The 13,650-nt window shown below is 70.1% G+C and carries 11 protein-coding genes; 8 read left to right on the top strand and 3 right to left on the bottom strand.

The features are described 5' to 3' along the window. Positions 1–105 precede the first annotated feature (105 nt). The 4 genes from OHT77_RS13690 to serA all read left to right on the top strand — a co-directional run bounded on the left by OHT77_RS13690 (position 106) and on the right by serA (position 5,430). On the top strand, positions 106–1,953 hold the full coding sequence (locus OHT77_RS13690; protein ID WP_328828630.1) for an acetolactate synthase large subunit: 1,848 nt from the start codon (positions 106–108) through the stop codon (positions 1,951–1,953). A 20-nt stretch (positions 1,954–1,973) separates the two neighbouring features. Continuing rightward, complete coding sequence (gene ilvN, locus OHT77_RS13685; RefSeq protein ID WP_019058577.1) at positions 1,974–2,501, top strand: acetolactate synthase small subunit; 528 nt, start codon at positions 1,974–1,976, stop codon at positions 2,499–2,501. Between the two features lie 111 nt (positions 2,502–2,612). Beyond that, positions 2,613–3,611, top strand: a complete 999-nt coding sequence (gene ilvC, locus OHT77_RS13680; RefSeq protein ID WP_328828628.1) for a ketol-acid reductoisomerase — start codon at positions 2,613–2,615, stop codon at positions 3,609–3,611. Positions 3,612–3,840: 229 nt separating this feature from the next. Beyond that, complete coding sequence (serA, locus tag OHT77_RS13675; protein ID WP_328828625.1) at positions 3,841–5,430, top strand: phosphoglycerate dehydrogenase; 1,590 nt, start codon at positions 3,841–3,843, stop codon at positions 5,428–5,430. Between the two features lie 81 nt (positions 5,431–5,511). Here serA and OHT77_RS13670 read toward each other — a convergent pair whose 3' ends face one another. Beyond that, positions 5,512–7,074 (bottom strand): MFS transporter, encoded by a 1,563-nt coding sequence (locus OHT77_RS13670; protein WP_328828624.1) that lies wholly within the window; start codon positions 7,072–7,074, stop codon positions 5,512–5,514. Positions 7,075–7,172: 98 nt separating this feature from the next. Here OHT77_RS13670 and OHT77_RS13665 point away from each other — a divergent pair, with 98 nt between their 5' ends. Continuing rightward, a complete protein-coding gene (locus OHT77_RS13665; protein ID WP_328828621.1) occupies positions 7,173–7,763 on the top strand; it encodes a TetR/AcrR family transcriptional regulator in 591 nt (196 codons plus the stop codon). On the opposite strand, the gene OHT77_RS13660 is transcribed toward OHT77_RS13665, so the two are convergent. Continuing rightward, a complete protein-coding gene (locus OHT77_RS13660) occupies positions 7,755–8,984 on the bottom strand; it encodes an MFS transporter (protein WP_328828620.1) in 1,230 nt (409 codons plus the stop codon). The two genes, OHT77_RS13665 and OHT77_RS13660, sit on opposite strands and share 9 nt — an antisense overlap. A gap of 79 nt (positions 8,985–9,063) precedes the next feature. Further along, entirely contained in the window at positions 9,064–10,245 is a 1,182-nt protein-coding gene (locus OHT77_RS13655; RefSeq protein ID WP_328828618.1) for a PucR family transcriptional regulator, read from the bottom strand. A 132-nt stretch (positions 10,246–10,377) separates the two neighbouring features. On the opposite strand from OHT77_RS13655, the gene OHT77_RS13650 reads away from it, so the two are divergent. The 3 genes from OHT77_RS13650 (at position 10,378) to OHT77_RS13640 (ending at position 13,616) form a co-directional block, all read left to right on the top strand. Next, positions 10,378–11,304 (top strand): proline dehydrogenase family protein, encoded by a 927-nt coding sequence (locus OHT77_RS13650; RefSeq protein ID WP_328828617.1) that lies wholly within the window; start codon positions 10,378–10,380, stop codon positions 11,302–11,304. 38 nt (positions 11,305–11,342) lie between these two features. Next, positions 11,343–12,974, top strand: coding sequence for an L-glutamate gamma-semialdehyde dehydrogenase (gene pruA / locus OHT77_RS13645; protein ID WP_328828616.1), 1,632 nt, complete (start codon positions 11,343–11,345; stop codon positions 12,972–12,974). Positions 12,975–13,076: 102 nt separating this feature from the next. Continuing rightward, positions 13,077–13,616, top strand: a complete 540-nt coding sequence (locus OHT77_RS13640; RefSeq protein ID WP_328828615.1) for a GNAT family N-acetyltransferase — start codon at positions 13,077–13,079, stop codon at positions 13,614–13,616. The last annotated feature ends 34 nt before the right edge of the window (positions 13,617–13,650 follow it).

Below are 13,650 nucleotides of genomic sequence, written 5' to 3'. Positions count from 1 at the left end.
TGCCTCACGGCACGAGGGGTTTTTTGTTGCACAGGCACCAGTCGTGCAGCAGTAGAACCCCGCACAAACCTCGCAAAAACCCTCAGCATCGAGAAGAGAATGACGATGACCGAGCAGGCCACCGGGGCCCATCCGCAGCCGCGGCCCCGATCCGGAGGACAGCAGTCCGCCCCCGAGCACGTCACGGGCGCGCAGTCCCTCATCCGCTCTCTTGAGGAAGTCGGGGCCGACACGGTATTCGGCATCCCCGGGGGCACCATCCTGCCGGCGTACGACCCGCTGATGGACTCCACGCGAGTGCGCCACGTGCTGGTCCGCCACGAGCAGGGCGCCGGCCACGCGGCCACCGGTTACGCGCAGGCCACCGGCAAGGTCGGGGTGTGCATGGCGACGTCAGGGCCGGGCGCCACCAACCTGGTCACCCCCATCGCGGACGCGAACATGGACTCCGTGCCGCTGGTCGCGATCACCGGGCAGGTCGTGTCCGCCGCGATCGGCACGGACGCCTTCCAGGAGGCGGACATCGTCGGCATCACCATGCCGATCACCAAGCACAGCTTCCTGGTCACCAAGGCGGAGGACATCCCCCGGGCGATCGCCCAGGCGTTCCACATCGCCTCCACCGGCCGCCCGGGCCCGGTCCTGGTCGACATCCCCAAGGACATCCTCCAGGCCAAGACCACCTTCTCCTGGCCGCCGGTCATGGACCTGCCCGGCTACCGGCCGGTGACCAAGCCGCACGCCAAGCAGATCCGCGAGGCCGCCAAGCTGATCACCTCCGCGAAGCGGCCCGTCCTCTACGTCGGCGGCGGTGTCCTCAAGGCACACGCCACCGCCGAGCTGAAGGTCCTCGCAGAACTCACCGGAGCGCCCGTCACCACCACCCTGATGGCGCTCGGCGCATTCCCCGACAGTCACGAGCTGCACGTGGGAATGCCGGGCATGCACGGTGCGGTCACCGCCGTCACCGCGCTGCAGAAGGCCGACCTGATCGTCGCCCTCGGAGCCCGCTTCGACGACCGTGTCACCGGCAAGCTGGACAGCTTCGCGCCCTTCGCGAAGATCGTCCACGCCGACATCGACCCGGCCGAGATCGGCAAGAACCGCGCCGCCGACGTGCCGATCGTCGGGGACGCCCGCGAGGTCATCGCCGACCTCGTCCAGGCCGTCCAGAAGGAGCACAGCGAGGGGCACACCGGCGACTACAGCGCCTGGTGGAACGACCTCAACCGCTGGCGCGAGACCTACCCGCTCGGCTACGAGCAGCCCGACAACGGCTCGCTCTCCCCGCAGCAGGTCATCGAGCGCATCGGCCAACTCGCCCCGGAGGGAACGATCTTCGCCGCGGGCGTCGGCCAGCACCAGATGTGGGCCGCGCACTACATCCAGTACGAGAAGCCCGCGACCTGGCTCAACTCCGGCGGCGCCGGGACCATGGGCTACGCGGTCCCGGCCGCCATGGGCGCCAAGGCCGGCGCACCGGACCAGACGGTCTGGGCGATCGACGGCGACGGCTGCTTCCAGATGACCAACCAGGAACTCACCACCTGCGCGCTGAACAACATCCCGATCAAGGTCGCCATCATCAACAACGGCGCCCTCGGCATGGTCCGCCAGTGGCAGACCCTGTTCTACAACCAGCGCTACTCCAACACCGTGCTGCACAGCGGCCCGGAGGCGGACGGCAAGCAGCCGAGCGCCGGCACGCGCATCCCCGACTTCGTCAAGTTGGCGGAGGCGATGGGGTGTTACGCGATCCGCTGCGAGTCCCCTGACGACCTGGACAAGGTCATCGAGGAGGCGAACTCGATCAACGACCGCCCCGTCGTGGTCGACTTCATCGTCCACGAGGACGCCATGGTGTGGCCGATGGTCGCCGCCGGCACCTCGAACGACGAGGTCATGTTCGCCCGTGACGTCCGCCCCGACTTCGGCGACAACGAAGACGACTGAGCGAGAGAGACGAAAGAGAAATGTCCAAGCACACGCTCTCGGTCCTGGTCGAGAACAAGCCGGGTGTCCTCGCCCGGATCACCGCCCTGTTCTCCCGGCGCGGCTTCAACATCGACTCCCTCGCCGTCGGTGTCACCGAACACCCCGACATCTCCCGCATCACGATCGTGGTGAACGTGATCGAGGCACTCCCGCTCGAACAGGTCACCAAGCAGCTCAACAAGCTCGTCAACGTGCTGAAGATCGTCGAACTGGAGGCGGGTTCCGCGGTTCAGCGCGAACTCGTTCTGGTGAAGGTCCGCGCCGACAACGAGACCCGCTCGCAGATCGTCGAGATCGTCCAGCTGTTCCGTGCCAAGACCGTCGACGTCTCCCCGGAGGCCGTCACCGTCGAGGCCACCGGCTCCAGCGACAAGCTGTCCGCGATGCTCAAGATGCTGGAGCCGTACGGCATCAAGGAGCTGGTCCAGTCCGGCACGATCGCCATCGGCCGCGGCGCCCGCTCCATCACCGACCGCTCGCTGCGCGCGCTCGACCGTTCCGCGTAGCACCGTCTGCGGGCGGCCCCGGCCGCCCGCATTCCGAGACCCCCGAACTTCGTTTCCGCCCTCCGTCATACGGTGGGACGCAACACCTGCACACCAAGGAGAGAACCCAAAGTGGCCGAGCTGTTCTACGACGCTGACGCCGACCTGTCCATCATCCAGGGCCGCAAGGTCGCGGTCATCGGCTACGGCAGCCAGGGCCACGCCCACGCGCTGTCGCTGCGCGACTCGGGTGTCGACGTCCGGGTCGGTCTGCACGAGGGCTCCAAGTCCAAGGCGAAGGCCGAGGAGCAGGGCCTGCGCGTGGTGAGCCCGTCGGAGGCCGCCGCCGAGGCCGACGTCATCATGATCCTGGTCCCGGACCCGATCCAGGCCCAGGTCTACGAGGAGTCCATCAAGGACAACCTCAAGGACGGCGACGCGCTGTTCTTCGGCCACGGCCTGAACATCCGCTTCGACTTCATCAAGCCGCCGGCCGGTGTCGACGTCTGCATGGTCGCCCCCAAGGGCCCGGGCCACCTGGTGCGCCGCCAGTACGAGGAGGGCCGCGGCGTTCCGTGTATCGCGGCCGTCGAGCAGGACGCGACCGGCAACGGCTTCGCGCTCGCGCTGTCGTACGCGAAGGGCATCGGCGGCACCCGCGCCGGCGTCATCAAGACGACGTTCACCGAGGAGACCGAGACCGACCTGTTCGGTGAGCAGGCTGTCCTCTGCGGTGGTACGGCCGCGCTGGTCAAGGCCGGTTTCGAGACGCTGACCGAGGCCGGTTACCAGCCGGAGATCGCGTACTTCGAGTGCCTGCACGAGCTGAAGCTCATCGTCGACCTCATGTACGAGGGCGGCCTGGAGAAGATGCGCTGGTCGATCTCCGAGACCGCGGAGTGGGGCGACTACGTCACCGGTCCGCGGATCATCACGGACGAGACCAAGGCGACGATGAAGCAGGTCCTCGCCGAGATCCAGGACGGCACGTTCGCGCGTGAGTGGATGGCCGAGTACCACGGTGGCCTGAAGAAGTACAACGAGTACAAGCAGAAGGACGCCGAGTCCCTGCTGGAGACCACCGGCAAGCAGCTCCGCAAGCTGATGAGCTGGGTCGACGAAGAGGCGTAAGTCCTGCGGCACAGGGGCTGGAGCGAACGCTCCGGCCCCTTTGTCCAACCCGTCCAGCCACGGACGGGTGATCCTTCCGCAGAGGCGTAAGACGACTGTCGGCGCGCCACTACACTGCCGTACTAATACGCGTCAGGCCCACAGCGTCGTGCGTCTCCGCGGCTAGCCCCTCCACCGCCTGCGGCCGTCGGGACGGCCGTCCGCACGCAATGGACTTGTGAGGACTCACGTGAGCTCGAAACCTGTCGTACTCATCGCTGAAGAGCTGTCGCCCGCGACGGTGGACGCCCTCGGCCCGGACTTCGAGATCCGGCACTGCAACGGCGCCGACCGAGCCGAACTGCTCCCCGCGATCGCCGACGTCGACGCGATCCTGATCCGCTCGGCCACCAAGGTCGACGCCGAAGCGGTCGCCGCCGCACGGAAGTTGAAGGTCGTCGCACGAGCCGGCGTCGGCCTGGACAACGTCGACGTCTCCGCCGCCACCAAGGCCGGCGTGATGGTCGTCAACGCGCCCACCTCGAACATCGTCACCGCCGCCGAGCTGGCCTGCGGTCTGCTGCTGGCGACCGCACGCCACATCCCGCAGGCCAACGCCGCGCTGAAGAACGGCGAGTGGAAGCGCAGCAAGTACACGGGCGTCGAGCTCGCGGAGAAGACCCTCGGCGTCGTCGGCCTCGGCCGCATCGGCGCGCTGGTCGCGCAGCGCATGTCCGCGTTCGGCATGAAGGTCGTGGCCTACGACCCCTACGTCCAGCCTGCACGGGCCGCGCAGATGGGCGTCAAGGTCCTGTCCCTTGACGAGCTGCTCGAGGTCTCCGACTTCATCACCGTGCACCTCCCCAAGACCCCGGAGACGGTCGGTCTGATCGGCGACGAGGCGCTGCGCAAGGTCAAGCCGACCGTCCGCATCGTCAACGCCGCGCGCGGCGGGATCGTCGACGAGGAGGCGCTGTACTCCGCGCTCAAGGAGGGCCGCGTCGCCGGCGCCGGACTCGACGTGTACGCGAAGGAGCCCTGCACGGACTCCCCGCTGTTCGAGTTCGACCAGGTCGTCTCCACCCCGCACCTCGGCGCGTCCACGGACGAGGCCCAGGAGAAGGCCGGTGTCTCGGTCGCCAAGTCGGTGCGCCTCGCCCTCGCCGGTGAGCTCGTCCCCGACGCGGTGAACGTCCAGGGCGGCGTCATCGCCGAGGACGTCAAGCCGGGCCTGCCCCTCGCCGAGAAGCTCGGCCGCATCTTCACCGCGCTCGCGGGCGAGGTCGCGGTCCGCCTCGACGTCGAGGTCTACGGCGAGATCACCCAGCACGACGTCAAGGTGCTCGAACTCTCCGCGCTCAAGGGCGTGTTCGAGGACGTCGTCGCGGAGACCGTGTCCTACGTCAACGCCCCGCTGTTCGCGCAGGAGCGCGGCGTCGAGGTACGGCTGACGACCTCCTCCGAGTCGAACGACCACCGCAACGTCGTCACCGTGCGCGGCACGCTCGGCAGCGGCGAGGAGGTCTCGGTCTCCGGCACGCTCGCCGGCCCCAAGAACCTCCAGAAGATCGTGGCGGTCGGGGACTACGACGTCGACCTCGCCCTCGCGGACCACATGGTGGTGCTGCGGTACGAGGACCGTCCGGGCGTCGTCGGCACGGTCGGCCGGGTCTTCGGCGAGGCCGGGATCAACATCGCCGGCATGCAGGTGTCGCGGTCGGTCGCGGGCGGCGAGGCGCTGGCCGTGCTGACCGTCGATGACACGGTCGCCACGAACGTGCTGGCGGAGGTGGCCGAGGAGATCGGCGCGACGTCCGCCCGCTCGGTGAACCTGGTCTGAGGTTCCTGACGTTCCGCACGAACGCCGGGCGGGTCGAGGAGAAGTTCCTCGGCCCGCCCGGCGTTTCTGTGTAGTCGAGGGTCACGCCTCCGCCTTCTGAGCCTCCGTCACCACCGGCTCGGGTGCCGGGACCTGGATGCCCCGCAGGGTCCGCGCCGCCGCGACCGCCGCCCCCAGCAGCAGGACCGCCCCCGCGATCGCCGCCCCGTGCATGCCGTCGGTGAATGCGTCCCGGGCGGTGGCGGCCAGGGCGTCTCCCGTGCGCCCCGGCAGCTGGTGGGCGACGGCCAGGGCGCCGCCGAGGGTCTCGTGGGCCGGGGCGGGGGCCGAGGCGGGGACGCCGTGGCGGTAGACCGCCGTACCGATGGAGCCGAGGACGGCCATGCCGAGGGCGCCGCCGAACTCCGAGCCGGTCTCCATCAGGGAGGACGCGACGCCCGCCTTCTCGACCGGGGCGCTGCCCATCGCGAGGTCCATGATCAGGGACATCACCATGACGATCCCGGAGGCGAGGACACCGGCGGCGGCCAGCGCCGGCCAGAGGGAGTCGGTGCCGGTGAGGGCGAGCAGGACGTAGCCGCAGGCGGCGATGGTGAAGCCGGAGGCGACGACGTGGGCGCGGTCGACTCCCTTCTGGACGAGGGTCGTTGCGAGCGGGGCCGCCATGCCGATCGGGACCGAGGGGAGCAGCGCCCACAGGGCCGCCTCCATCGCGCTCTTGCCGAGCACGGACTGCAGGTACTGCGTGGTGAAGAAGGCCGAGCCGAGCATCCCGAAGGCGGAGAGGAGGTTGAGGACGAGGGAGGGCCCGAAGCCGCGGCCGCGGAAGAGGGTCGGGTCGATCATCGGGGACGCGGTGGTGCGCTGGCGGTGGACGAAGAGGACGGCGAAGAGCAGGCCGACGGTGACCGGGACGACGTACTGCGGGTGCCAGCCCTCGGAGGGGATCTCCTTGAGGCCGTAGATCACCGGCAGGACGGCGGCCATCGACAGCGGGACGCTCGGCCAGTCGAAGCGGGCGGGGGCGGGGTTCCTGGACTCCGGGAGCAGGAACGGGCCGAGGACCAGCAGCAGTGCCATCGCGGGCAGGTTGACCAGGAAGACCGAGCCCCACCAGAAGTACTGGACGAGGACACCGCTCATCACCGAGCCGAGGGCGATGCCTCCGGTCATCACGCCGGACCACAGACCGATCGCCTTCGCGCGCTGGCCGGGGTCGGTGAACATCCTGCGCAGCAGCGCCATCGTCGAGGGCATCAGGGTCGCTCCGCCGATGCCGAGGACCGCGCGGGCGGCGATGAGGGTCTCGGCGCTGGTCGCGTAGGCCGCGATGACGGAGGCGGTGCCGAAGGCGGCGGCGCCGATCAGGAGGAGCCTGCGGTAGCCGATGCGGTCGCCGAGCGAGCCCATCGTCATCAGCAGGCCGGCCAGGACGAAGGCGTAGATGTCGAAGATCCACAGCTGCTGGGTGCCGCTGGGCTCCAGGTCCGCGCTGATCGCCGGGATGGCGAAGTAGAGGACGGAGACGTCCATCGAGACGAGCAGCAGGGGGAGCATCAGGACGCCGAGAGCGGTCCATTCGCGGCGTCCGGCACGGGAGTCGGGGGTGCTGGGAGGGTTCGGCGAGTGCGTCGGGTTCGTCATGGCAGTGAATGTACGCGCGTATAAAACGCTTGTCTAGAACGCTTGTATAAGTCATGCGTCTAGGACGTCTGTATGGAATCGGCGGTACGGTGGGAGGCATGGGACACCGTGAGGATCTGCTCGAAGGCGCGAAGCGCTGTCTGCTGGCGAAGGGCTTCGCGCGCACGACGGCGCGCGACATCGTGAAGGAGTCGGGGACGAACCTCGCGTCCATCGGCTACCACTACGGCTCGAAGGACGCGCTGCTCGCCCAGGCGTACGTCTCGCTCGTCGAGAACACCTCCGACGCCTTCGAGGGGCGCGACGGCGACCCCGCCGCCGGGATCGAGGGGGAGCCCGGTTCGCTGGAGCGGTTCCGCTGGGTGTGGTCGAACATCGTCTCCACCATGCGGGAACCGGGGTCGATGTGGCGGCTCAGCATGGAGGTCATGACCCTCGAACTCCCCGAAGTGCGCGAGCACTTGTCGGCCGCGCAGCGGGAGGGCGGGCGCGGGCTGGTCGCCCTCCTGATGGGCGTGCCGGAGGAGGAGGTCACCGACGAGACGGCGGACACGCTCGGCCGCTTCTACCTGACCCTGATGACCGGGCTCATCGCCCAGTGGACGTTCGACCCGAAGACCGCGCCGGACGGGGAGGCACTCACCGAGGGCTTGCGGCAGGTGGTCGAGGGAGTGCGGAAGTCACCCTGACACGGCGGGAGTTCGCCGGTCGCGCAGCGCCGGGACCAGGGCGGTCAGCATCAGCAGGGCGGTCAGGGTGAAGGCCCAGGGGTAGCCGGTGGGCCCGGCGACGAGGCCGAAGGCCGCCGCGCCCAGGCCCATTCCGCCGTCGTAGGCGAGGTTCCACAGGGCGCTGACCGTGCCGTAGGAGGCGGCGGAGGTGCGGGCGTACATCACGGTGAGGGTGGCGTTCTGGGCGACGCCGAAGCCCGCGCCGAAGAGGGCGGTGCCCGCAATGACCGCCACCGGGTCGGCAGTTGGGGCGATGACGAGGACGCCCGCCGCCGAGATCAGCAGGCCGGGCAGCACGAGGCGCGCGCTGCCGTGCCGGTCGCCGTGGCGGCCCGCGAGCCAGCGGGTCAGGGTCGAGGCGGCGGTCTGCGTGAACAGGGCCGCCGCGACGACACCGGCGGACGCCGACGGCACGGCCAGCGGCAGGAACGTGACCACGATGCCGGCGGCGGTGGCGGTGGCCGCGAAGACGAGGACCGGGCGGAGCAGCGCGCCTGTGCGCAACCCCCGTACGACGCCCAGGGGTTGCTCGGAACGGTCCGCGCGGTCGGGCAGCCCGAGCACGAAGAAGACGGCGGCCAGCGCGGCGAGGCCACCGGCGACGGCGACCGGGCCGTAGCCCACGTGCCGGGCCAGCCACAGCCCCAGCGGCAGCGCGATCAGCGACGGCACGCCGGACACGACACCCACCAACGCGAGCCCCTCGCCCCGGCGTTGGTCCGGAATCAGTGACGCGGTGAGGGCGCCGCCCGCGACGATCGTCAGCGCGAAACCGAGCCCGCGCACGAAGCACACCGCGACGATCCACACGGCGTCTCCGGACACGGTCAGCACCAACGCCGGCGCCCCGAGCAGGAACAGCCCCACGATCAGCGTCACCCGGTACCCGAACCGCGCGACCAGCCGCGGCGTCCCCAGCTCCCCGAGCACCGTCGCAAGCATCAACGACCCGGTCGCGAGCCCCGCCGCGCCCTCACCGCCCCGCTCGGCCGCATACGCCGGTACGACCGACAGCAACAGGAAGAAACTGAGACTGGCACCGACCATGCTGACGAAACGGAGAAGGAGCGGACGGGTCAGGAGAGACGGCCGCACGGACGAAGTCGCCTCGGGGGAAGGGGTGTTGGGGGTGGCGGGTGTGCCGGGGCTCGGGTTGTCGGGGCTCGGGCCGGTCGTCATGACACCGACAGTAGGGGCCCGGTGGGGTGTCGGTCAGGTCCCATTCCGGGGGGCTGGACCGGTCACTCCGGGCTGTCCCCTACAACCGCGCCCTCTTCAACCCCATGTGCAGCAACAACCGATCCTCCCCGTCATCAAGATCCAGCCCCGTCAACTGCTCCACCCGGGACAACCGGTAGTACAGCGTCTGCCGGTGGATCCCCAACTCCGCTGCCGTGCGCCCCGCTTGGCCCGCGCAGTCGAGGTAGGCCTCGGCTGTGCGGGCGAGTTCGTGGTGGGTGGGGGAGAGGAGGGGGGCGACGGCGGGGTCGTGGGGGGAGTCCGGGGGCAGGCTGGTGAGGAGGCGGTACGGGCCGATGCGGGACCAGTCGGCGATCGGGGCGAGGCGGGGTTCCGCGAGGGCCGCGCGGGCTGCCGATGCGGCTTCCTGCCAGGTGGTGGCGAGGTCGGTGAGGCCGGTGCGGGGGCGGCCGATGCCCGCCGCCCGGGGGCCGTCCTTCAGGAGGCGGGTCGCTGTCGCCTCCGCCGGGGAGCCGACGTCCAGGGCGCGCAGGCGTACCAGCACCGCCAGGCACTGTTCCGTCGTGCCCCACGGCACCGTGCACAGCGCGGTCGCGTGCGGGACCGTACGCGCCGACGGGGCGTCGTCCGGGTCGGCGGACGGCCAGGGGGCGACGCAGACCACCGTGTGGGGGCCGTCGCCGCGGGGGCCGAGGGCCGTGCGGAGCGCGGCGACCGCCATGTCCCGCTGCCAGCCGCGCTCCGCGGTGAGGACCGCGCGGAGCTCACGGGTGAGGTCCGCGCCCGCCTGCGCCTCGTCTCCGAGGAGCGCGCCGATGCGGGCCGTCACCCGCATCGCCGCGTCCAGTTGGGGGGCGGAGGGTCCGGGGTCGTCGTCCAGCAGCCAGACGTAGCCGAGGACGACACCCCGATGGCGTACGGGGAGGCAGATGCGGCCGCGGTAGACGCCCGCCTCGGGGGTCGGCGGGATGCGGACCGGGCCGGTGGCGCGCGTGATGCCGAAGCCCTCGAACCAGGTGCGGATCGCCGCCGTGGAGCGCCGGGTCAGGATCGAGCGGGTGCGGACCGGGTCCAGGGCCGTCGGGTCGAGGTCGCCCTCACCGTCGTAGGCACCGAAGGCGATCAGTTCGAAGTCGCGGTTCTCCAGGGTCGCGGGGGCGCCGAGGAGCTCCGAGATCTCGTCCACGAGTTCCTGGTAGTCGCCGCTGGAATCGGATGTCACCCGGGCATTCTCCCGCATTCTCGCCGTGCCTTCATACATCTGTCTGAGATCCGTGGCACGGATGCGTGACAGCTGTCGATGGCCGACGATCGGAGAGATCCCTAGGTTTCACGGTGGTTCTCCGTATGTCCCACTGCTTGGAGGTGCCCCGTGCTGGGTCCCGTGATACTCGCCGCCTCGCGCAGCGATCAGATGCGTCGGCTGATCTCGGCGGCGCCGGTGACCAAGCAGGTCGTCGACCGCTTCATCCCCGGTGAGACGGTGGACGAGATCGTGCCGATCGTCCAGGACCTCACCGCCAAGGGTCTCGAACTGACGATGGACGTCGTCGGCGAGGACATCACCACCCCCGAGCAGGCCGCCGCCGCCCGCGACGCCTATCTGACGCTCGTCGACCGGCTCAAGGAGCTGGAGCTGGGCACCCGGGCCGAGATGTCGATCAAGCTGTCCATGTTCGGGCAGGCGCTGGAGGGCGGTCACGCACTCGCCCTCGCGAACGTCCGGCCCGTCGTCGAGGCCGCCGCCGCGATCGGGACGACCGTCACCCTCGACGCCGAGGACCACACCACCCTCGACTCGATGTTCGCGATCCACGAGGAGCTGCGGAAGGACTTCCCGCAGACCGGCTGTGTCATCCAGGCCTACCTCTTCCGCACCGAGTCCGACGCCCGCCGCCTCGCCGAGGCCGGCAGCCGCGTCCGGCTGGTGAAGGGCGCGTACAAGGAGCCCGCCGAGGTCGCCTACCAGCAGAAGCACGAGATCGACAAGGCGTACGTCCGGACCCTGCGCATCCTGATGGAGGGCGAGGGCTACCCGATGATCGGCTCCCACGACCCGCGCCTGATCTCCATCGGCCAGGAACTCGCCCGCCGCGCGGGCCGCAAGCTCGACGAGTACGAGTTCCAGATGCTCTACGGCATCCGCAGCGACGAGCACCTGCGGCTCGCCGCCGAGGGCCACCGCATGCGCGTCTACACCGCCTACGGCACCGACTGGTACGGCTACTTCATGCGCCGCTTGGCGGAGAAGCCGGCCAACCTCCTCTTCTTCGCACGCTCGACCCTCACCAAGGGCTGACCCCAACACCCGCTCACCTACAAGGAGTTACGGATCTCATGGACGCTGTGACCCAGGTCCCCACCCCCGTCAACGAGCCGGTGCACGGCTACGCGCCCGGCTCTCCCGAGCGCGCCCGTCTCGAGGTCAAGCTCAAGGAACTGGCCGAGAACCCGATCGACCTGCCGATGACCATCGGCGGCGAGCGGCGGATGGGCGGCGGCGAGCGCGTCGACGTCGTCCAGCCGCACAACCACAAGGCCCGCATCGGTACGTACGCCAACGCCACCCAGGCCGACGCCCAGGACGCCATCGACGCGGCCCTCGCCGCCGCGCCCGCCTGGCGCGCGATGTCCTTCGACGACCGCGCCGCGATCATCCTGCGCGCGGCCGAGCTGCTCTCCGGCCCGTGGCGCGAGACCCTCGCCGCGTCCACCATGCTCGGCCAGTCCAAGACCGCCCAGCAGGCCGAGATCGACTGCCCCTGCGAGCTCGTCGACTTCTGGCGCTTCAACGTCAAGTACGCCCGCGACCTGCTCGCCGAGCAGCCCCCGGCGAACTCCCCGGGCGTCTGGAACCGCCTCGACCACCGCCCGCTCGAAGGCTTCGTCTACGCGATCACGCCCTTCAACTTCACCGCCATCGCGGGCAACCTGCCGACCGCGCCCGCGCTGATGGGCAACGTCGTCGTCTGGAAGCCGTCCCCGACCCAGACCCACTCCGCCGTGCTGCTCCTGCAGCTGCTGGAGGAGGCGGGCCTGCCCAAGGGCGTCATCAACCTCGTCACCGGTGACGGCATCGAGGTGTCGAAGGTCGCCCTGGAGCACCGCGACCTGGCCGGCATCCACTTCACCGGCTCGACCAAGACCTTCCAGTACCTGTGGAAGACGGTCGGCAACAACATCGAGAAGTACCGCTCGTACCCGCGTCTGGTCGGCGAGACCGGCGGCAAGGACTTCGTCGTCGCCCACCCGAGCGCGGACCGCGCGGTGCTGAAGACGGCGCTGACCCGGGGTGCCTTCGAGTACCAGGGCCAGAAGTGCTCCGCGACCTCGCGTGCGTACATCCCGGCCTCCATCTGGAACTCCGGTTTCAAGGAAGAGTTCGCGACCGAGGTCGACTACCTGAGCATGGGTGACGTCACCGACCTGTCGAACTTCATTGGCGCGGTCATCGACGAGCGCTCCTTCGCCAAGAACAAGGCGGCCATCGACCGCGCGAAGGCCGACCCGACCTGCACGATCGTCGCGGGCGGCTCGTACGACGACTCGGTCGGCTACTTCGTCCGCCCGACGGTCGTCGAGTGCAGCGACCCGGCCAACGAGGTCTTCACGACCGAGTACTTCGGTCCGTTCCTCGCCGTGCACGTCTACGACGACGAGAACTACGACGAGATGCTGACCCAGATGGAGTCGGTCTCCGACTACGCGCTGACGGGCTCGGTCATCTCCAACGACCGTGCGGCGGCGGCCTACACGATGGAGCGGCTCCGCTACGCGGCCGGCAACTTCTACATCAACGACAAGTCGACCGGCGCGGTCGTCGGCCAGCAGCCCTTCGGCGGCGGCCGCTCCTCCGGCACCAACGACAAGGCCGGCGCCCCGCAGAACCTGATGCGCTGGACCCTGACCCGCGCCATCAAGGAGACCCTGGTGGCGCCGACGGACTACACGTACCCGCACATGGGCTGACCCACGGCCGGATGACGTGACGAGGGGCCGGGCGATCGCCCGGCCCCTCGTGTTTCCCCGAATGGGCCGGGCCGGTGAGCCCTCGTCTCCGATACTGACCCGGTGACCATCCGTATGCGCACCGCCCACACGGCCGACCTCACCCCGGCCGACCTCCGTGCCACCCGTGACCTGCTGGACGCGGCCTTCGCCGGGGACCTCACCGACCAAGACTGGGAGCACGGCCTCGGCGGCGTCCACGCGCTGCTCTCCGACGACACCGGCCTCGCCGCGCACGGCTCGGTCGTCATGCGCCGGGTGCGCTACCGGGGGCGCTGGCTGCGGGTCGGGTACGTGGAGGGCGTCGGCGTACGGCCCGACGCCCGGCGCCGGGGGTACGGCGGGCTCGTCATGGCCGAGCTGGAGCGGATCGTCGACCACGCCTACGACGTCGGGCTGCTCGGCGCCAGCGACGACGGGGCCCGGCTCTACACCGCGCGCGGCTGGCGGCTGTGGGGCGGCAGGATCTCCGCGCTCGGGCCGGACGGGATCGTCCACCTGCCCGAGGAGGAGGACAGCACCTACGTCAGACCCGCGCTCGCCGGACCGCTCGACCTCGGCGAGGACCTCCTCTTCGACTGGCGTGACGGGGACGTGCTCTGACCGCCGGAATTTAGAAACCGCAGGTCAGCGCCGT

The organism is Streptomyces sp. NBC_00252 (genome assembly GCF_036187565.1).
Lineage (GTDB): Bacteria > Actinomycetota > Actinomycetes > Streptomycetales > Streptomycetaceae > Streptomyces.
This window is presented reverse-complemented; position numbering and strand designations above follow the sequence as displayed.